The organism is Flavobacteriales bacterium, from assembly GCA_016716605.1.
GTDB lineage: Bacteria > Bacteroidota > Bacteroidia > Flavobacteriales_F > PHOS-HE28 > PHOS-HE28.
The window spans coordinates 1,453,375-1,474,556 of record JADJWA010000001.1 but is presented as its reverse complement, the minus strand read 5'-3'; the positions used below and the strand labels follow the sequence as shown (position 1 = coordinate 1,474,556).

9 protein-coding genes are annotated in these 21,182 nt (G+C 62.5%); 4 read left to right on the top strand and 5 right to left on the bottom strand.

The window, feature by feature from the left end; translation table 11 throughout:
- Positions 1–110 precede the first annotated feature (110 nt).
- From IPM12_05700 to IPM12_05690, 3 genes are read right to left on the bottom strand one after another with little or no spacing between them, the layout of a single operon-like run.
- A complete protein-coding gene (locus IPM12_05700; protein MBK9147302.1) occupies positions 111–1,175 on the bottom strand; it encodes a hypothetical protein in 1,065 nt (354 codons plus the stop codon).
- Positions 1,176–1,195: 20 nt separating this feature from the next.
- Entirely contained in the window at positions 1,196–2,161 is a 966-nt protein-coding gene (locus IPM12_05695; GenBank protein ID MBK9147301.1) for a T9SS type A sorting domain-containing protein, read from the bottom strand.
- Positions 2,162–2,164: 3 nt separating this feature from the next.
- Complete coding sequence (locus IPM12_05690) at positions 2,165–3,181, bottom strand: hypothetical protein (GenBank protein MBK9147300.1); 1,017 nt, start codon at positions 3,179–3,181, stop codon at positions 2,165–2,167.
- Positions 3,182–3,362: 181 nt separating this feature from the next.
- On the opposite strand from IPM12_05690, the gene IPM12_05685 reads away from it, so the two are divergent.
- The 4 genes from IPM12_05685 to IPM12_05670 are packed head-to-tail and all read left to right on the top strand — an operon-like array spanning position 3,363 to position 11,211.
- Positions 3,363–3,959 carry a sigma-70 family RNA polymerase sigma factor gene (locus tag IPM12_05685; GenBank protein ID MBK9147299.1) on the top strand — a complete coding sequence of 199 codons (597 nt, stop codon included), beginning with the start codon at positions 3,363–3,365 and terminating at the stop codon, positions 3,957–3,959.
- Positions 3,956–4,681, top strand: coding sequence for a hypothetical protein (locus IPM12_05680; protein ID MBK9147298.1), 726 nt, complete (start codon positions 3,956–3,958; stop codon positions 4,679–4,681). The genes IPM12_05685 and IPM12_05680 overlap by 4 nt, the downstream gene beginning before the upstream one ends.
- The gene (locus IPM12_05675; GenBank protein MBK9147297.1) at positions 4,681–7,932 is read left to right on the top strand and encodes a CHAT domain-containing protein; all 3,252 of its coding nucleotides are present in this window, start codon (positions 4,681–4,683) and stop codon (positions 7,930–7,932) included. The genes IPM12_05680 and IPM12_05675 overlap by 1 nt, the downstream gene beginning before the upstream one ends.
- A 60-nt stretch (positions 7,933–7,992) precedes the next feature.
- Positions 7,993–11,211, top strand: a complete 3,219-nt coding sequence (locus IPM12_05670) for a CHAT domain-containing protein (protein MBK9147296.1) — start codon at positions 7,993–7,995, stop codon at positions 11,209–11,211.
- A 72-nt stretch (positions 11,212–11,283) separates the two neighbouring features.
- On the opposite strand, the gene IPM12_05665 is transcribed toward IPM12_05670, so the two are convergent.
- Positions 11,284–13,881 (bottom strand): T9SS type A sorting domain-containing protein, encoded by a 2,598-nt coding sequence (locus IPM12_05665; GenBank protein ID MBK9147295.1) that lies wholly within the window; start codon positions 13,879–13,881, stop codon positions 11,284–11,286.
- A gap of 292 nt (positions 13,882–14,173) precedes the next feature.
- Entirely contained in the window at positions 14,174–21,157 is a 6,984-nt protein-coding gene (locus IPM12_05660) for a T9SS type A sorting domain-containing protein (protein ID MBK9147294.1), read from the bottom strand.
- Between the last annotated feature and the right edge of the window lie 25 nt (positions 21,158–21,182).

Here is a 21,182-nt window from a genome sequence, read left to right as displayed (position 1 = left end):
ACACACGCGGCCCAACCTTCTGGAGATGCTCTCCAGGAACAGGGATGCAGTGCCCGGAAACGAAGACCCCCGCCCATTGGGCAGGGGTCCGAAAAACGAGAGGGGTCCGCTCAGTTCGCCTGCGCTGCCACGCGCACCTGCATCAGCAGGTTGCCGCTGGCATCCGTGCCAGTGGCTACCTCGGTGCGCTCAAAGTGCGGCACATGGGGCAGCGCGCCGTCCTTGAAGGGGGATGCCGTTCCGTAGATCCCCATGTCCGTGCCATCGGTACCCGCGCCTACGCCGGGGCAGATGTTCAGCAGGTGCAGGTTGTCGCTGAACTGGAAATCGGTATCGGCTTCGCTGATGAAGATGGTGCCAATAGGAACGGCGAGGATGTTCCCGCTTTCAACGTAGCCGCTCATATTGCTCACCAGCGCATCGCTCACCAGCAGATTGTTCGTGAACGTGGAACCACCGCTTTGCCAGAAAGGCGCGGAGGTGCGGGTGAACACGCAATTGGTGATGGTTGCACCGCCAGCGTTGCCGATCCGTGTGCCGAGCCCGACGCAATTGAGCATGACCAGCCCGCCACCGTCGAAGCCCGATACCTCGGCGCCGGTGCCCGCCTGGTAGTCCAGGATGCAGCGCGTGAGCTGCGCGGCAGCACCGTCCGCGCCGAGCAAGCGGTTGTGGAAGACGCACTCGGTGAACGCCACCGAGGATCCGGATGGGTCATCCACGCCGACATACACTTCTTCCTGGAACGCGCACCGCGTGAACACCACGCTCACCACGGTCTGGTCCACGGCGGATATGCCAAGGCCCACCGACGTATTCGCGGCCATGTTGAAGCGGATGCCGGTGAAGGTGGAACCCGATGCCGCGCTCTCCAGGCGCATGAAGGTTGAACCGTCGGCAGAGGTGATGATCGTGCTGCTCGTTGCCTTGGTGCTGTCCGGAGCGATCCCCGCACCCACGAAGTGCAGGGTCTTGCTCAGGGAGAACCCGGTCGGGAGCACGAAGCAGCCTCCGCTCAGGTAGAGATCGCTGTTGGGCAGAGCTGCGGTGATGGCGCTGCTGAGGTCGCTGAAGACCTGTGCGGTGCCCGCGTGCTGCACCACGATGCGTGCGTGCTGGGCCTGTGCGTGAAGGGCTGTTCCGATCAACGCGAGGAGGATGAGTTTTCTGGTCATGGTCGTTCGGTTGATGGGGTTCATTGCTTCACGAAGGGCATTTGCATGGTGCGGTCTTCGCTGGAGATGCGCAGCAGATACCCGCCTGGGGCAAGGAACGAGGCATCCCAGCTGCGATGCGCGGTGCCTTGTACATTCCACGCACCGAGCGCTTGCACGGTACGGCCGCTGGCGTCCAGCACTTCGATGCTGAGGTCCTTGGCCATGGCCGCATCCACACGCAGGGAGAGCTGGTCGTTCACCGGGTTCGGGAACAACAGGTAGTTGCTCACGCCCGGGATCTCGTCCACGCCGATGATGAAGTTGAAGCTGCTGCTCAACGGCACGCTCCACCCACCATCCGCATCGCGGAAATGGATGGTGAAGGTGTGCGCTCCATCCGTTGTGGGCACGGGCAACGCCTCGATCAGGTCCACCACGCCTGCAGGACCGATGTCCGCGATGGTGCGGTCGGCGATCGCGTCGTCGATCCAGTATTCGTAGCCGGTGATCAGGCCACCGTTGCGGGTAAAGTTCTCCGTGAAGGGCACACTGCGCTCACCCTGTGCATCGATCGTGCGCACGGTCACGGTGTGGAATCCTACGGGCAATGCGGTTGCATCCAGCGGTGCGGTGATCAGTGGCGCCGGACCGGGCGTCACACTGGCCGTCGTGGCGTCGCCGATTTCATCATCGAACCAGTATTCAATCGCGCTCACCGTGCCGCTCCGTTGCACGAACAGGCTCGACCAGGGTGCGCTCCACAGCCCATCGGCATCGCGGAATTGGATGGTGGCGAGGTGATGGCCGGGTGCCAGCGAAGCGCTGTTCAGGATGATCTCGGCATCAACCGCAGGTGCAGGAGCCGTGTTCACAACCGTGGCATCCGCAATGTTGTCGTTGAACCAGTACCGGTACCCGGTGATGTTCTGGGCATCGGCGGTGCCCGCGCTGAGCAACAGCGCAAAGGCTGTCATCAGCTGCATATGGATAATGAAGGTTCGCATGGCTCAGTGGGTTTGTGCCGCCGTGCGGATCTGTACAGGCAATGCGCCGTTCCAGTCGGTGCTGGGAGCGATGGCGGCCTGGCTATAGTGCGGATTGTAAGGCACGTTACCCGGCTTGTAGGGCGAATGCGTACCGTACAGACCGGCGTCGTTGCCATCATTGGCCATGCCGATCGCGGGGCTGCCGGGGAGCAGGTGCCAATCGCTGGCGGGGTTCACGAAGATGGTCGCTATGTCAGCGCCCAGGATGTTGCCGCTTTCCGTGTAGCCGCTCATGTTGCCCACGAGGGAGGCGCTCACGATCAGGTTGTTCACGATCGTCATGCCGTTGCTCTGGTAGAAAGGAGCGCCGGTCCCGGTGAAAATGCAGTTCCGGGCGGTGGAGTAGTCGCAACCGTTCAGCCGTCCGCCGAGCACCACGCAATTGCTTAGGAAGAGCCCTCCGGTGCTGAAGCCGCTGATGGTGCCATGGGTCGCATTGCCCGCGAAGGGGAAGAGGCAGCGCGTTACAACAGCCGATCCGCCGTATCCATAGAAGCGGTGCCGGAACACGCACTCATCGAAGGTGCTCGTGGAGCCCGCGTTGAGGTGCGTGTAGGACATGAACTCACAGCGCTGGAAGACCACGTTCGTCGGTGAGTAATCAGTGGTTCCGTTGCCGAACTGCATGACGTTGATGAACCGGATCCCCGTGAACGTGCTGTTCAAGGCGGCGGTGAGCACTTGCGTTGATCCCGTGGGAGCAATGGCGGTGAGGCCTGTCACGTTCGTGCTGTCCGGGTTCACGCCCGCGCCGATGAAGTGCAGGGTCTTGTCGAGCACGAGGTCGCCCGTTACGGTGAAGTTGCCACCGCTCAAGTAGAGCCGATCGCCGCTTTGGGCAGCAGCCACCGCAGCGGCCAGGTCGGTGTACACCTGCGGCGCGCTGCTGCCATGCAGCACGATGCGCTGCAGTTGGGCGCTTGCAGCAGCGCTGAGCAGAAGCGCCGTCGCAAGAAGGGGAAGGGTCTTGGTTTTCATGGGCTATGATGTTGGGGTTCGACATCACATCGGGATGGGTGGTGGAACGTGAACGATCGGCGACCCGGATCTCCGCCCGTTCACATTCCCGCCCTTCCCCGATGATGTGCTCGGAGGGCAGGCCGATCGCGCCTGCGCACCATGGAAAGCATGCAGGACCTGACCGGATCTCCGTACTATCGTGCTTCGCTTCGCGCCACCTGTGGAAGCCACCGCCGATATCGCCGCATCGCCCGCGTGGGTGACGGGCCTGCGCCGCAACGATGCGGCCACGGTCCGCGCGCTCTACCAGAAGCACTTCCCAGCCATCAAGCAGTACGTGCTGCAGAACAGCGGCACCGCCAGCGACGCGCAGGACATTTTCCAAGAGGCTGTGACCGTGCTGTGGATGAGCGTGAAGGAAGGACGCCTGGTGCCCGATGCCGATCCCGGAGGCTTCCTCTACCGGGTGGCCAAGAACAAATGGCTGGACGTGGTCCGGTCAGCAGCGCACAAGCACATGAAGGTGGTGCATAACGACCAGGTCTTCGACCATCGCGCCGATGCCTCCGACGACATCGAAGAGCGCATCGTGCGCCTGCGTGGGGTGTACGACAAGCTCGATGACAAATGCCGCACGGTGCTCGACCGATACTACTTCGAGCGGAAGGATCTCGCGACGATCGCCACCGAGATGGGGGTCGAGGAGGATAGCATCCGCACCATCAAGTACCGCTGCATGATGAAGCTGCGGGCGTTCCGGAAGTCGATCAGCGGTGAAGATCAGCAAGCCAGATGAGCAACGGCGCATTGGATAGACCCACCTTCGAAGCCATCGAGTCGTACGTGCTCGATCGCATGGACGCGTTGGAGCGCGAGGCCTTCGAGCAGCGCTTGGCAGGCGATGCCGACTTGCGTGCCGAAGTGGAACTGGAGCGCGAGAATATCCGGGCCGTGGAGCTGGGCGGGGTTACGCGCATGTTGAAGGGGATCGTGGCGGAGGATGGTGCCCAAGCGAGCGGCACCCACTGGTCGCGCTACCTGAAATATGCAGCGGTCATCGCAGTGCTCATCTCCGGTGCCATCTGGTGGTCCATGCGCCCATCGCTTAACGAAAGGCTCTTCGCCGAGCATTTCGCAGCCGATCCGGGCCTGCCCGTCGCCATGAGCGCCACCGCCGATCCTGCCTTCGCCGATGCAATGGTCTCCTACAAGGAAGGCAATTATGCGGAGGCGCGTGCGAAATGGTCACCGCTGCTGCAGGCCGAGCCGATGAACGATACCCTGCGCTACTATATCGCCTCAGCGCACATGGCGGAGGGTGACGCGCGAGCCGCCGAGCCGATGCTGGCGGCGTTGGCGAACGAAGGTGCTTCGGTGTTCCAGGCCAAGGCGCGGTGGTTCCTCTTCTTGTCCTACGTGCGCACAGGTGAAGGAGAGAAAGCCTTGGCCATTCCGTTGGATGCCGACACGGTCTATAGTGAGCGCGCCCGATTGATCAAAGCTCAACTCCAGGAGTGATGCGCGCGGCCGTCCTGATCGCGGGGCTGGCATGGGGCGCGCACGGCGTGTTCGCCCAGGGCGATCCGGAATTGTTGGCCCGCGATAAGCGGATCAAGGAACTCAACGGCAGGAAAGATTACGCGCAGGTGATCGCCGAGATCAACGCCCAGGAAGCGGCCGCTGCGGGAACGTCCTGGCAGGATTCGCTCTGGAACTGCATCTATCCGCTCGGGAATGCCCACTGGCAGACGAAGGGGCCCGATGCCGGTGCCGCAGCGGCTGAAGGCCTCTATCAGCGGATCGCAGCCGCGAAGCGCTCGCCGCAATGGGAGGTAAAGGCCCTGATCAAGCTCAGCGCGCTCTACTACGACCTGTCCATGATGCAGGAGTACGAGCGCGTAGGCGAGCTTGCCCTGGCGACGGCCACGCGCAACGCCGACCGCATCCCGCCGATCATTCTGGCGGACGCGCACTATTGCATGGCGCTCACGCACATGGACCTGGGACGCTATGAGGCAGCGTTTCCGTTGATCGAGCGCGCGATCTCGATCGCCGAGGACATCGACCCGTTGCCGACGCAACGACTGCCCACCTACTTCAGCGGGAAAGGCGGCTCGTTGCGCCATCTCGGACGCACGCGTGAAGCAGAGGTCAGCTATGCGGAAGGGATCGCCATGACGGAGCGTGATACGGGCCTCGAAGCGCTATCAACCCGGGCCGTGCTGCTCGGGAATCTGGCGATCCTCGTGCAGGGCACGGGGAACCTGCACCGGAGCAAGGAGGTCAACACGCGTGCGCTGCATGCCATGAATGATGTGATTGCGAGGACCAAGGGCGATCCGCAACGACAGACCAACGCGAAATGGAACCGCACGCGCATCCTGATGAACCTGGCCTCGACCTACTTCGACATGGCTGATTTCGACCGGGCGGGCTCCTACTTGCGGACCGCCCAGGCAGAACGCAAGGAACTTCTCGGCGAGAAGCATCCAGCCGTGATCGACCTGAATGAGGGCCTGGCCGAGGTAGAGTCGATGGCCGGTAACCATGAGCGGGCCGAGAGGCTCCTGATGGAACAGATCGATGCAACAGAAGTCACGAACGAAGGCGGCGCGGAGCGGCTGATGAGCCTCCGGTGCAAACTCGCCCGCATGGCGGCCAAGCGGGGCCAGTTGGCGCGTGCGGATTCGATCTATGCCGAAGCCCTGCCACGCGACGACCGAATGGTACGCAGCTCATCAAGCAGGTACCTCGCCAACGCGCTCGGCGAGCGTGCCGACCTGCGGATCGCCCAAGGACGCCCTGCCGATGCCATCAGCGACCTCATGCTGAGCCGTGGCATACGCAGCAGGATCCTTGGTCCACGGAGCGAACGGCTCGCGGAGGCTGACGTCGTGATCTCCGGTGCCGCGCTCACCTTGGGCGACACCGCCTTGGCACGCCAGTTCGCTGATTCAGCGATCCAACTTCTTTCCAATCGCTTCGCGATCGTGAATGGCCCATTCGCACCTACCGCTTTTCGCGATCCCGCTCTGCTGGCCGATGCGGTCATGGCCAAGGTGGCGGTTGAGCGTGCCACACGACCGGATGGCAGCGGTGAGCGCGAGTGGCTGCAGCAACTCGAGCCAGCCTTCACTTCGCTTCACCGCAATATGAGTTCGTTGAGCGAGGAGGGCGCACGCTTGCAGATGGCGGGGTCGCATCGACGGCTGTTCGACCTCGGACTTGAACTCGCGCATGCGGCGCATGAACGCTTCGGTGATGGAACCGATCTCGACCGGTTCCTTCGGATCTCCGAGTCGGACCGGTCCATCCTGCTCAAAGGCCGTCTCAATGCATTCACCAGCCTGCGCTATGCCAATGTGCCGGGCAGCGTGCTCACCCGCGAACAGCAGTTGCTGAAGGCATTGAACGTCGATCCGGATGACCCCAAGGCAGGCAACGAGGTCTTCGAGCATGAAGAGGCCTACGCCGCGTTCCTCGACACGCTTCGCCTACGCCACCCCAGCTATTTCTCCCTGCGGTACGGCAATCCGAGCGTCACGGTCCGTGACCTCCGAGAGCAGCTTGTGACCGATCAGCGCGACCTGTTAGCGTATGCGGTCACCGGCGAGCACCTGTACATGCTCGTGGTCAGCGCGGACACGACCACGCTCATGCGCGTATCGAGCAAGGGCATTCCCGAAGCCGTGAAGGCCCTGAACGCATCCGTGATATCCCGGGATCACGAACGGTACATGAAGGCCGCCCACGAACTGCATGAAAAGGTCTTCGCGCCGGTGGCGCCGCTCCTGCGCAAGCCGGAATTGCTCATCATTCCCGATGGGGAACTGCACCGCATCAACTTCGAGGCGCTGCTGAGTGCTCCAGCCGGAGCGAGCGACTTCCGGAAGCACCTGTTGCTCCAGCGATACGCCATCGCCTACCTGCTCAGCGCCACCACGGCCGTGCAGTTCAGTGGACTCAAACAGGGCCGTCAGACCAAGGCGCTGGCGCTCGCGCCCGGATTCAGTGATGAGCTCAAGCAGCGCTACATCGCGCAGGTGAAGGACTCTGCGCGCCTCGATCGCGACTTCCTCGGCTACGTGCGCCAGCCCTTCGCGCTGAGCACCGCGCAGGAATTGGGCGAATTGCTCTCCGCCACGGTCATGGTGGGCGGTGAGGCTGACGAGAAAGGTTTCCGCGCGCAGGCCAAGGACTATGGCATCCTTCACTTGGGCACGCACGCTGAATTGAACGAGCACGCACCGATGTACTCGCGCCTCGTCCTCAGCAAGGACGGTGGCAGCATCGAGGCCGATGCCGATGGTTACCTGCACGCTTACGAGATCTACGAGATGGACCTGCGCGCGCAACTCGCCGTGCTGACCGCATGCGAAACAGGCGCAGGCAGCAACGTGGAGGGCGAAGGTGTGCGCTCGCTTGGCTACAGCTTCGCCTACGCGGGCTGCCCCAGTTTGGTCACCTCCTTGTGGGAGATCGATGAGAAGTCGAGCTCGGAGATCATTAAGCGCTTCTATGAGCACCTGGCCGATGGGATGCCGAAGCATGTGGCCCTGCGGCAAGCGAAGCTGGAATACCTGGAGGATGCCGGGGATGAGCTGGCCTTGCCTTACTACTGGGCGGGCATGGTGCTCATGGGCGATGTGGAGCCGATTGAAGGTGCGGAAAGGGGTTGGAGCGTGATGACGATGATGGCCTTGGTGCCCATCGGTCTTGCGTTGATTTGGCTCGCCTGGGCCTATCTGCGGCGGCGACCGCATTCGTGAGGGCTGTGCCATCTTCGCATCGCTCTATCCATGGCGGCGAGGACCAATCGACTAGGCGGCTTGGCATTTCTGTCGGCCTTGCTGGTCGTTTGCGCTTCCGTCCAAGCGCAGGTGCCGAGCGGGCTGGCCGCTCGTCATGCCCGCATCCACGAACTCTATGAGGCCGAGAAGTATGCGGAGACGATCAAGGAGATCGACGCGCAGATCAAGGAGTCGCCTGGCACGGCTTACGCGGATTCGTTGCACCGCTACCTCTACAAATACGGTCGTGCCCACCGCAAGCTGATGGACGCTGCGGCAGGAACGGCTGCGGCCGAACGCATCTACGCGCTGATCAAGCGGCGCGGAAACGCGAACAATGAATTGGAGGCCCTCTTCGACCTGAGCTGGACGTACTACGATGCGGGCGAGATGAAGCAGTGCGCGCGGGTGGACTCCATCGCCGTCACTGTTGCAGATGGCGATCCGAAGGTTCCGCTCGCCCAGCGTGGGCGCGCGCGGCAATACCTGGCCTTCGACTACAGTGTGATCGGCGATCACCGGAAATCGGCGAAGTATGCCCTCGCCGCGCTTGATCAGTACGCCAAGGCCGATTCCATTCCTCCTGCGCAATGGGCTGAATCCTACACCGCTGTAGGCGTAGCCTATTGGCACATGGGCCGCATCCGCGATGCGGAGGAGCAGTACATGAAGGCGCTGGAGGTGCTGGGCGACGGAACTGAGGAAGCGATCCTGATCCGCAAGGTGAGCACCAACGGCAACCTGGGCGTGATGTGGCAGAACGCGGGCGACTTCACGCGCGCCAAGTCCTACTACCACGAAAGCCTGCGCAACAGCGACCGCATCATTGCTGCCGTCACCGATCAGTTCACGCGCGACGAGGCCATCGTGAACCGATCACGCACGTATTTGAACCTCGCCACGGTGTACCAACAGATGGGCGATGAAGGTCGTGCGCGGGAATTGCTGGAGATCGCATGGAACGACCGCAGCAAAGTGCTGCAGCCTGATGATCCCCAGCTGTTGGTGGTCCGGGACCGCATGGCCGATCTGGAGCTTTCCTCCGGGGCGCTGGACAAGGCCGATGAATTGGTGAGCACCTACCTCGCGGCGTGCGAGAAGAAGTTCGGCAAGCGAAGCGAGGAGTACATCCGCGCCTGTTCCAAGCTGGGGGACATCGCGCAGCGCAAGGGCGAGACCTCACGGGCCGATTCGCTCTACAAGGTCAGCATCGCAGCAGGCCTGCTCAATACCGATGCAAGTACGGATGCGGTGCTCGCGCTCACCTTGCAAGGACGCGCGCGCATGCACGTGAAGGCGGGCCGTTTTGCCGATGCCGGCAGGGACCTGCAGGATGCGAGACGGATCCTGGCGAGCATCTACGACTCCACCCATTACAAGGTGGCGCACTGTGATGTGCTCCTGGCAGAGGCGGCATTCAACGGCGGTGATGCGACCGCAGCGCTGATCTTCAGCCAAAGAGCGCTTGATCTGTTGAAGGACCGAGCGCGTGCATTGAAGGCCACCAGCATCCCGCAGGCCTTTCCGGATCCGCATCTCCTGCCCGATGCCATCTACTGGAGAGTGCGCGCACAGCGTCTGCTGAACGAGAACGCTTCTCCTAAGAAGGAATGGAACGATGAGCTCGACCTCGCCATCCTTTCGCTTGCGAGGAACAAGGCGGCCGTGAAGGATGAAGCCTCGCAGCTCCTGCTCATCGGTGCGCAGAAGCGCTTGTTCGATCTTGCCATGGACCTGACCTACGATGCCCACGCGAAGTCCGGTTCAGAGGAGGATATCGAGCGCTTCCTAGCGCTTTCAGAAGCGGACCGCTCAATCTTGCTGAAGAGCCGCCTTAACACGTTCGCGGGACTTCGCTTCGCGGGCGTTCCCGATTCGATACTCACCAAGGAACAGGAACTGATCAACGCGCTGGACATCGACGAAGACGATCGCGCGTCCGCCACCGACATGGATCTTCGAGAGAAGGCCTATGCTGATTTCCTCGCTCGGTTGCAGAAGGAACAGCCCGCCTACTTCAACCTTCGGTATGGCGAGCAGCGGGTCACACTGGGCGATATCCGGAAGAAGCTATTATCCGGCGATCGGCAAGCGCTGGCCTATGCGATGACCGCTGGCCATTTATACCTGCTGGTGATCGCGCGCGACACATCCGCGCTGGTACGCGTGGAGAATGATGGCGTGACCGGAGACGTGGAGATGCTGAAGGCATCCATCGATCTGCGCACTCCGGACGCCTACTTTGGAATTGCGCACGAGCTTTACAAGAAGGTCTTTGCGCCAGTGGAACCGCTGTTGACCGGGAAGGAACTGCTCATCATCCCCGACGGTGCGCTCCAACAGGTGAACTTCGAAGTGTTGCTCGATCGGCCATCCACCGGGAAGGACTTCCGCGAGCACCTGCTGCTCCAGCGCTTTGCGATCGCTTACCTGCTGAGCGCCACCACGGCCATGCAATTCGCCGATCTCGCCCGTGCTGGCTCGAATGGGACGCTCGCCATCGCTCCGGGATTCGATGACGAACTGAAGAGGACATACGTCGCGGGCGTCAAGGACACGGCCCAGTTGGATAGGGATTACCTGCGCTACGTGCGCCAGCCTTTCGCGACCACTACTGCACAGGGCCTCGGTCCATTGCTCTCCGCCAAGGTGATGCTCGGCGGTGATGCGAGCGAGAGGGGATTCCGAGATGTTGCCGAGCAGTACGGCATCCTGCACCTGGGCACGCACGCCGAGATGAACGCCGCATCGCCCATGTACTCCCGGCTTGTCCTGAGCAAGGATGGCAGTGGCGTGGATGCCGATTCCGATGGTTACCTGCACGCCTATGAGATCTACGAGCTCGACCTGCGCGCGCAACTCGCGGTGCTTACGGCCTGCGAGACCGGAATCGGGAAAGACGATGAGGGAGAAGGTGTTCGCTCTATCGGCTACAGTTTCGCTTATGCCGGTTGCCCAAGCCTCGTCATGTCGTTATGGAGCATCGACGAGAAGGTGAGCTCGGAGATCATCGCGCGTTTCTACGAGCATCTCGCGGATGGCCTGCCGAAACACGAGGCACTGCGGCAGGCCAAGCTCGATCATCTCGCGAAGGCGGACGGGGATCTCTCGCTGCCATACTATTGGGCGGGATTGGTGATGGTGGGCGATGTGAATCCGGTGAATCTGGAAGGTCGCGGTCCATGGGGCGCTGTTTTGCTTGTTCTTGGCGTCGCACTTATTGGCCTTCTCTTATTCTGGCGAATGCGACGGACGTGAACGCAAGAGGCCCCGGCCTCCCGCTGCATTGCGGGATGACCGGGGCCTCTAAGCAATGCGTCTCGCTCGCGCCTACTTCTGTATCACCAGCCGCTCGGTGTGGATCGCGCTGCCGGCCGCGATGCTCACCAGGTACATGCCGTTGGCCAGTTCCCCGTTCAGGGCGATGGTGGTGTTCACGAAGCCGTCCTGCACCCCGAGGGTGCGCTGGGCCACGCGCTTGCCGAAGCTGTCGTAGATGTCCACGTTGATCGACTCAACACCCTCTTCCACATTGCTCAGGCTCACGAAGAGCTGGTCGCCGTTGTTGGGGTTCGGATACAGTCCCACGCTCCGCTCGGACTGACCGGCTGCGCTTGAAGAGCTCTCCTCAGCCATGCCGAAGCTGCATGTGGTGGTGAGCAGGCAGATATCGCCGTAGGGATCGCTGCTGTGGCACCAGGTAGCGCCATTGTCGAAGCTCGCGCGCACATCCACCTCGTAGGTCTTGTTGCAGGCCAGGCCGTTGGTGTTCACCCAGTACTTACCCGTGGCGCTGGTCTTCACGATGGTGATGTTCTCCGATGGGATGCGGAAGCGGAACTGGTAGCGGTTCGCGTTCTGCCAGAATGCGCTTGAGCAGGTGGGGCCTGGCTCCACCAAGCGCTTCACCGGACGTGCATGCACGAGCTGGCTGGTGCCGATCGTGCGGCTCTGGCCGCAGCTCAAGTACGGGTTGCCGGGCAGGTCCAGCAGCTTGGTGCGCGGGCACTGCGCCAGCGCGTTGTTCAGCATCATGCGGCATGCGGGGCCCCAGTTGTTGTACACGCCATTCACCAGACAGCGCACCTTCACGTTGTAGAGCACGCCTTGCTGGAGCGGGAGGGTGTAGAGCAAGCAGTGCGTGGAGGCTTGGAATCGCTTGAAGCTGAAGTCGCCATTGGGGTCGTAGAACCAGAATTGATAGCCGGTCGCGTTCGGGTTGATGTTGGCTACGATGAAGGCCTGACTGCAGGCGTAGGGCGCCCAGTCAAGCTTGTCGCAGCTGGTGGTGATCAGGCGGTCGGTACCCACGGGCAGGCAGAAGCCCTCATTGTTGGCGATGGCACTGGCATACCCACTGCTGAAGTTCTGGCTGTTGTCGACGACGCGGCGCATGGCGGGTTCCACCGTGCGCAACAGGTAGCCGCCGCCGGTTATCCCGTCGCCAGCGTCATCGGTCACCACCAAGTAGTAGCAGCCATTGCTCAGGCAGAAGCTCCAGCCCACGATCGGGCTTCCTTCAAGTACCCCGCCATCGGTCTGCACCAGCGCATTGGTCACCTGGTCGTACACGGCCCATTGGATCTCGCTCACGCCATCGGTCTGGAACTCGATTTCCAGGATGTTCTCCGTGCAGGGATCGATGGGCACGCCGGCGCACACGCAACCAGCGTCGAGCACATCGTTAACGGTGCTCGCGTCCCCGTCATCGCATGGCGTGCCGGCCGAACAGCCGCCCAGCAGCCGCGCCAGGCAGTTGCGGCCCGTACCGTTGAAGGAGGTGAAGTAGCCCCCGGTGACAGTACCGCCGCTGGGCTGCACAATGACCGCATTCACGCCTTGGCCGACCGGATCGTTGAAACCGGTGCCGGGGTCGAACGCGGTATCGAGCGAACCATCGGCCTGCAGTCGGGCGATCCTCCCCCGAGGTGACCCGTTGAATTCGAGGAACCGGCCAACGGCCACAATCTTGCCATCAGAGGCCAAGGCCATATGGAAGACTGGGCCCGAGGTGAAGCCAGTGCCTGGGTTGAAGCTGGTATCCAAGGCGCCGTCAGGCTCTAGCCGGGCAATACGGGAGCGGGCCGCGCCATTGACGTGCAGGAAATCGCCGGCGACAAAGAGGCGCCCATCCGGCTGGCGGAGCAGTGACCAAACACGGCCATCGGTACCACCGGTCCAACTCGGGTCCAAGGCACCGTCCGTTTCCAGGCGTACGAGGTTCTGCACCGGTGTTCCGTTGTACGCATTGAAGGCCCCGCTCACCAGCACCCGGCCATCGGCCTGCAGCACCAGATCGTCGACCTCGCTGGAGCCAGGAATGGGGAAGCCGGTGCCGGGGTCGAAAGCCGTGTCCAACGTGCCATCGGCGTTCAGTTGGGCGATGTAATTCCGCGCAATGCCGTTGAAGGTCTGGAAGTCCCCGCCCGCGATGATCCTGCCGTCCGGCCGCACCGCCAAGGCCATCACCACGCTGTTGAACCCGACCCCGGTATCGAAGGTGGAATCCACGCTGCCGTCCGCGTTCAGCCTGGCAATGAAGTTGCGCGGGACGCCGTTCACGGCCGTGAAGTCCCCGCCGATGAGCACCCGCCCGTCAGTCTGAAGTGCGATCACCGAAACATACCCGAAGAAGACGCCGCCTGTGCAACCGGTTCCAGGATCGAAGGTTGAATCGAGCGTGCCGTCCACGTTCAGCCGGGCGATGCCGTTCCGTGCGGTGCCATTGAACGTGCTGAAGCTACCGCCGACCAAGACCTTGCCGTCCGCTTGTTGCGCTAGCGCGTTAACGCCCACATAGAACTCGGAACCTTCGAAGCCGCTGCCGATATTGAATGTAGGGTCATTGCTCCCCGGCTGCGCGCTCAGGAACTGAAAGGGAAGCAAGACTGAAGCCGAGAGGATGGTTGATCGAATGATGTGCTTCATGATGCGGGGTGTTGGTTGAGTGAGCCCGTCGTTAGAATCGTGCGACCCACCTCGGAATCACCATCAAAGCTGGCTGCCGCGGACTGCGGCAACCCTGATGGTCATCACTTTCCAATCGATTTCCCCACATGCAAGCGCGGAATCCTCGTAGTTGCGGGATGCACGACGTCGTGCGGTGCGAGGCGATTGTGTGTGGGAACCCCTTGCTGTCGCCTGATGCTCGCAAGCACAGAGCCCAGTGCATCCCGGTCAACGACCGATCGGCGCGGGGCTCCGCATCACCTCTTTCTGCTTACTTCTGGATCACCAGCCGCTCGGTGTGGATCGCGCTGCCGGCCGCGATGCTCACCAGGTACATGCCGTTGGCCAGTTCCCCGTTCAGGGCGATGGTGGTGTTCACGACGCCGTCCTGCACCCTTATGGTGCGCTGGGCCACGCGCTTGCCGAAGGCATCGTAGATGTCCACGTTGATGCTCTCCACGCCCTCCTCCACGCTGCTCAGGCTCAAGCGCACCTGGTCGCCGTTGTTGGGGTTCGGATACATCGCCACGCGGGCCTCGTTAGCCGTTGTGCTGCTGCTCTCCTCAGCCATGCCGAAGCTGCACGTGGTGGTCAGCTGGCACACATCGCCGTAGGGGTCGCTGCTGTGGCACCAAGTGGAGCCATTGTTGAAGCTCGCGCGCACATCCACTTCGTAGGTCTTGTTGCAGGCCAGGCCGTTGGTGTTCACCCAGTACTGTCCGGTGGCGCTGGTCTTCACGATGGTGATGTTCTCCGATAGGATGCGGAATCGGAACTGGTAGCGGTTCGCATTCACCCAGTTGCAGTTGTTGTTCATGCGGCGCACCGGCTTGGCGTGCACGTAGATGCTGGCGCCGATCGCACGGCTCTGTCCGCAGCTCAGGTATTGGTTGCCGGGCAGGTCCATGAGCTTGGTGCGGGGGCACTGGGCCTCAGCGCTGTTCACCACTAGGCGGCAGGCAGGGCCCCAGCTGTTGTAGTTGCCATTGATGCGGCCGCGCACCTTCACGTTGTAGAAGCCGCCCTCGGTGAGCTGATTGCCGAGCCATGCGTTGAGCTGGAAGTGGGCCGCGCGGGTTGCGCTGGCAGGCAGTCCGTTGCTCGTGTTGTGGCTCTGGAAGCGCTTGAAGCTGTAGCCGCCATTGGGCGTGTACCACCACATCTGGTAGCCGCTGTTGGCGTTGTTCACGCCGTACTCATCGCTCACGTCCTGGTTGGCATTGGCCACCACGAACTCGCCGCCGCAGGGGCTGACCTTCCAGTCGCGCTTGTCGCAGCTGGTGTAGATCAGGCGGTCGGTGCCCACGGGCAGGCAGAAGCCCTCGTTGGCCGCGATCTGGCTGGTGCCGCCGCTGGTGAAGCCGCCTTCGCCGAAGGTGCCGTAGAGGTTATCGATCAAGCGCACGCTGCTGTTGATCTTCAGCAGGTAGCCGCCGTTCACGATGCCGTCGCCGCCACCGTCGGTGACCACCAGGTAGTAGCAGCCGTCGGGCAGGCAGGTGGCTTCAGAGCCGTTGCCGATCAGGGCGCCGCCGCCGCTCTGCATCAACGTGTTGGTGCCTTGCTCGAAGATCTGCCATGTGAGGTCGTCGTTGCCGTCAGCTTGGTACACGAAATCCAGGTCGGTGGTGCAGGTCGGGATCGGTGTGCCCTCGCAATCGCAATTCGCCGTCCAGGTGTCAGCCGTGGTGCCGTTGTCGTTGTCGTCACAAGGCGTTCCGGGCAATGCGCTTCCTCCGATTGCACCGAGGCAATCCACCGCGTCACCTCCGAGGTCTGCACTGGGGTCTGCCACACAGATCTCGCGCGGATTAGAAAGGCCGATGATGATGCGCGTGTACGGATCGGTGCCGCTGGCTGGACCGTATATGCCAGTCGCCCATCCGCCGATGGTGTAGTACGCTACGGTGCAGTTGGGGCGTGTGAAACCGGACAGCTCATGTGAGCCCTCCCATTCCACGATTGCGTCGAAGGTGTTGCTGCCCGGCGTGGCCTCATCGAGCACCCAAGTGCAGCCCACCACATTGTTCGAAACGGTGGTGCCCGTCTCCACGCCAATGGCGCCATACGAGGTGTTCACCGTGGGCCGCACGCGCACGCCGCAGACGTCCTGTGGGCCGCTCATCATGCTCAAGGTGATCGGGCAGAACTTCGAGGCAGTTCCCACCGGATAGAAGCAGTTGGCTCCATTGATCGCGCGGCGGAAGCGGCCTATGCCGTCGCACACGAAGTAGCTCAATGCGCTACCTCCGATCAATGCGCCTGCCGTCGGATTCTCCAACGAGAACCCGTACAAGCCATGCCGGATCACTCCATTCCCCAGTCGCGCGGTCATGCTCACGCGCACGTTGCCCTGAAGGTCGATGCCGGCCGCATTGTCGATGCGCACATTCGTGTAGGTGCCGTCGCCGCCCATCACCTGTGCCACGCTGGCTTTGAAGCGGAAGTCAGGGCACTGCAGAAGGCCGTGGCAGATCACCGCTTCGCCTTTCCAATCCACGGCGGCGGTGAGGTCCAGCACCGCGCCGAGCGAAACATGGATCTCACCGAACTGGTCGCCTATGAAGACGCCATCAAGAACCAGCGTGCCCTGCAGCACTTCGATCTTGCCGCCCACCAGATTGGTGAACGCGCCAGACTGGTGACGGAATAGGCAGCCACAGTTCATGCGGTAGATGCCCGCATTATTCAACGCAATGCGCCACGAGTCTGCTGGGTCTGATGTACCGGTGATCATGATCAAGCCGGCGCTCAAGTTGTTGAACAAGCCGTTGCCCCAGAGCTTGCCGCCCTCGAAGTTCCATGTGCCGCGATGGTGGATCACACCATGACAGAACACGCTCACCGTCGGGTTGAAGGTGGTGATCACGTTGATCGCAATGTCGATGATGGCCGATGCCTCGATGGTTCCCCCGATCCACTTGAAGGTGCCGCCATTGATCACCTTCACCATGAACGGACCGAAGACCTGCGCGCCGTCCTCCAGTTCAAAGTCCTTCACATCGAAATCCCAGTTCACCACCAGTGAAGCATCGCGGATCACCACGCGGCCGTTGCTGGCCTCGCCGCCGTTCTCGTTGTAGAAGGTGCCGCCGCAGCCGCAGAGCTTGCCGAGGCCGGCGTATGTGATATTGCCGTAGTTGTAGAAGCCGCCCTTGAAGCGGTACTCGCCATCAATGATGTGAACGAGTCCGCCCGCGAGGTTGTGGAAGTAGGTGGCGTAGTGGGTGAAGATGCCGCCATTCATCTTTCGGAACTCACCCGCGTTGTACACGAGAAGTCGCCACGAGAGGTCGAAATCGAGCACGCCGTAGATGTACACGATAGCGCCCAGGTAGTTGTGGAAGGTGCCGTCGCCCTTCAGGTCGCCGCCGTTGAAGTTCCAGGTGCCGCGATGGTGGATGACGCCGTGGCAGAACACGCTCGCCACCGGATTGAAGGTCGTCACCACGTTGATCGCGATGTCGATGATGGCCGATGCCTCGATGGTGCCGCCGATCCATTTGAAAGTGCCGCCGTCGATCACCTTCACCTCCAGCGGACCGAAAACCTGCGCGCCGTCCTCCAGCTCGAAGTGCTTCACGTCGAGGGCCCAGTTCACCACGAGCGATGCGTTGCGGATCACCACGCGGCCGTTGCTGGCCTCGCCGCCGTTCTCGTTGTAGAAGGTGCCGCCGCAGCCGCAGAGCAGCGCCGGACCGGTGGTGGCGATGATACCGTAATTGTAGTAGCCGCCCTTGAAGCGGTATTCACCCACAAGCACGTTCACCACGCCGCCGGCCAGGTTATGGAAGGCGCCGCCGTAGTGCGTGAACACCAGCGCCGTGCTCTTGTTGACGATTCCCGCGTTGTAGAAGACCAGCTCCCACGAGAGGTCGATGTCGAGCACGCCGTTGATCGTGAATACGGCCGTTGCCAGGTTGTGGAAGGCGCCGCTTCCGACCAGGTTGCCGCCGTTGAAGCTCCACGTGCCACCGTTGTAGATGACACCGTAGCAGTAGACACTCACGGTGGTGTTGAACACACTCACCACGCCAACGGCGAGATTGAGCACGCAAGAGGCGTGGATGGTGCCGCCCGTCCATGTGAAGGTGCCGCCCGTGATCACGTTGATCGGCTGCGGACCCTGCAGCAATCCGCCCTCCAACCAGAGGTGCAGGATGTCCAGCGGGGCCTGCGCGATGAGCGTACCGCCCGCGAGGATGATGCCCGCGGTGCTGGTGCTGCCGCCCACCTCATGCACGAAAACGCCGCCCGAGATGCGCAGCACTGAGGAGCCGAGGCAAACGAGCGTGCCTCCGTTGTTGAAACCGTAGGTCCAGAGCACGCCGTTCACCACGGTCACCACGCCGCTCACTTCCACATCCACCTGGCCGGTGAAGGCGAAGGCGATGGGCACATTCACATTGATGGCCCCGTGGCACACCAGCGCGTTCTGCCAGCTGTCATACGGATCCCACACGCCGGTGATGTTCACCACCGCCGTGCTCAGCACCGTGACGCTGCCGTTGCCGTGCAGGCTTCCGCTCACGTGGTTCCAAATGCCGCCGAGGTTGATGCTGCCGTAGTTGTAGAAGACCGTCGGTGCGTTGAAGTTGACCGTAGCCGTCACCGCGATGTCGATCGCACAGCCAGCGCTGATGGACCCACCGGTGCAGGTGAGGGTGCCACCGCCCAGCACGTACACGCCACCCGCACCGCTCACCGTGCCATTCAGCACATACAAGTGCAGGATGTTGAGCGCCGCGTTCACCACCAGATTGCCTCCGGCCACTACGATGGCGCCGCCGCTCACGCTGCCGCCCGCATTATTGATGAAGCTGCCGCCCACGATGCGCACCACGCTGCTGCTGGCGCAGGCGATGCTGCCGGTGTTCGTGAAGCCGTTCACCCAGATATCGCCGGTCAGAACGCTCACGCTTCCGCCCTGATTCACGAAGATGGAGGTGGTGAAGGTGTAATAGGTGGCCACGTTCACCTGCACGCTGCCAGCGTTGGTGAGGGCTACGGCCCAAGCGTTGTTGATGTCCTGCGCGCCTTGGATGCTGATCACACCGCTAGCCAGGTTGCTGAAGCTGCCCGTGCCGTGCAGGTTGCCGTTGAGCACGGTCCATGTGCCTGCATTCTGGATCACGCCGCCATGCACCAGCGTGCACGCGCAGTTCATGGTGGCCGTGCCGGAGGAAGCGATGGAGAGGGTGATGCCCGCGCCGGTCTCGCCGCCCGTCCAGAAGAACTGATGCACGATACGCACCGTTCCCGTGCCGGTGAGCAGACCGCCGGTGGTGATGGTGAGGCTGCCCAGCACATCCACATCGAAGCCTACGCCATCCATCACGGTGGCGGTGGAGGCCACGACGATTGCGCCGCCGCTCTCCACGAGTACTTCATCCATGGTGGTTGCGGCGTTCACGTTCACGGTGTGCGTGCTGCGCACGGTGATGGTGCCGCTTACATGCGAAGGCGGCGAACCCGCTGCGACCCAAGAGACGCCGTTGTGCCGTTCCCAGATCGCCGGGTCGGACCAGTCGCCGCTGTTGATCGTGCGATAGGCTGAGCCGCCATCCTCCACTTCGAAAGGGCGCGTCTCGGAATGGCTCCAGCGCGCTCCGCTGTCGCGCACGCGCAGGCCCACGCGATGCTGGCCGGGCGGTAGGGCGCCCGTTGCGAGCACCACGTTCACGTCGATGGAATCAGCAGGAGCGCCTGTGGCGAACGCGATGCCTGCGCCCTGGCCGGGGTCGCTGTCGAAGTAGTATTCGCCAACCACCAGCTCGAGCGCGCCAGCCGGATCCGGATAGATGAACGCCGGACGAGCCTGGGCTTGTCCCCATTTGCCATTCGCATCGCGGAAGCGCGCGCAGAAGTAGTGGAAGCCCAATGAAAAGCCGGTGAGATCAATGCTCGTGAGGGCATGGACCACGCTGTCCGCAGAGGTCACCGTGAACCCGCTTGCATTGCCGTTGCCGGGATCCGTGTCGAAGAAGTACTCGCCGGCCACCAAGGGTGCGTTGGCCGCATTCGCGAAGAAGGACGGAAAGACATAGACCGATTGGTGCGCGGCAAGGCCCCATTTGCCGGTGATGTCCTTATGGCGAACGCCGATCCGGTGGAAGCCCGCAGACAAGGCGCTGAGGTCGATCACAGTGGCCGTCGTGGTGCTATCGCCTTGAACCACGGGGAAAGCGTTGCCGTTGCCCACGCCGGGATCGGTATCCACGAAGTACTCGCCCGCTGTGATCGGCCCGGTTGCGGGATTGGTGAATGCGGGATTGACGATGAAGATGCTGCGTGTGAGCGCGTGGCCCCATCGGCCGTTGGCGTCCTTGTGGCGCAGGCCGATCAGGTGGAAGCCCGGAGTCAATGCGCTCACATCCACCACCGCATTGGTGATCGTGCTGTCGCCGGGCGTCACCGCGAATGCGGTTCCGTTGCCCACACCGGGGTCCGTGTCGAAGTAGTACTCGCCTCCGGTGATGGGAGCATTGGCAGGATTCTCGAAGCCCGGATTGAAGATGTACAGGCTGCGCGTGAATGCGAGGCCCCATTTGCCAGTGGCATCCTTCTGCCGCACGCATACCCGGTGCATGCCGGGCAGCAAGGCGCTCACATCAACCACCAGGTTGGTGGTGGTGCTATCGCCGGGAATGACGGCGAAGGCGATGCCGTTGCCCACGCCGGGATCGCTATCGATGAAGTACTCAGCCGCCGCGATCGCCGCGGTTGGCGGATTGGTGAAGCCGGCGCTGAAGATGTAGAGGCTCTGGCTGAGGATGTGGCTCCATTGCCCATCAGCATCCTTGTGCCGCGCGCAAATGCGGTGGAAGCCGGGCGTCAATGCGCTGGCATCGATGGTGAATGCGGTGGTGGTGCTGTCGCCGGGCGAGAGCGCGAAGGCCGCGCCATTGCCGACGCCGGGGTCGGTATCAACGAAGTACTCCGCGCTCGTGATCGGTGCTGCCGGCGGATTCGCGAAGCTCACCGAATGGACATAGACCGGACGTGCCAGCGCATGGCTCCAGTGGCCATCGGCATCGCGGTGGCGCACGCCGATGCGATGCATGCCCAAGGGCAGCGCGCCCAGCGGTACGTTCAGTGCTGTGGTGGTGCTGTCGCCGGGGGCCAAGCTGAAGGCGATCGCGTTGCCCACGCCCGGATCGGCATCCACGAAGTACTCCGCTGCCACGATGGATTGACCCATCGTCAGGCTCGGACTAAGGAGCAGTCCGAGCACGAGCTTGCGCGCCGCGTTCATCGGTTCCATGGTTCGGTTCGGAACA

What these genes read in the sequence shown, in the direction of transcription:
- IPM12_05700 (MBK9147302.1), bottom strand. Translation starts at nt 1,175, where the DNA reads ATGACCAGAAAACTCATCCTCCTCGCGTTGATCGGAACAGCCCTTCAC.
- IPM12_05695 (MBK9147301.1), bottom strand. Translation starts at nt 2,161, where the DNA reads ATGCGAACCTTCATTATCCATATGCAGCTGATGACAGCCTTTGCGCTG.
- IPM12_05690 (MBK9147300.1), bottom strand. Translation starts at nt 3,181, where the DNA reads ATGAAAACCAAGACCCTTCCCCTTCTTGCGACGGCGCTTCTGCTCAGC.
- IPM12_05680 (MBK9147298.1), top strand. Translation starts at nt 3,956, where the DNA reads ATGAGCAACGGCGCATTGGATAGACCCACCTTCGAAGCCATCGAGTCG.
- IPM12_05675 (MBK9147297.1), top strand. Translation starts at nt 4,681, where the DNA reads ATGCGCGCGGCCGTCCTGATCGCGGGGCTGGCATGGGGCGCGCACGGC.
- IPM12_05665 (MBK9147295.1), bottom strand. Translation starts at nt 13,881, where the DNA reads ATGAAGCACATCATTCGATCAACCATCCTCTCGGCTTCAGTCTTGCTT.
- IPM12_05660 (MBK9147294.1), bottom strand. Translation starts at nt 21,157, where the DNA reads ATGAACGCGGCGCGCAAGCTCGTGCTCGGACTGCTCCTTAGTCCGAGC.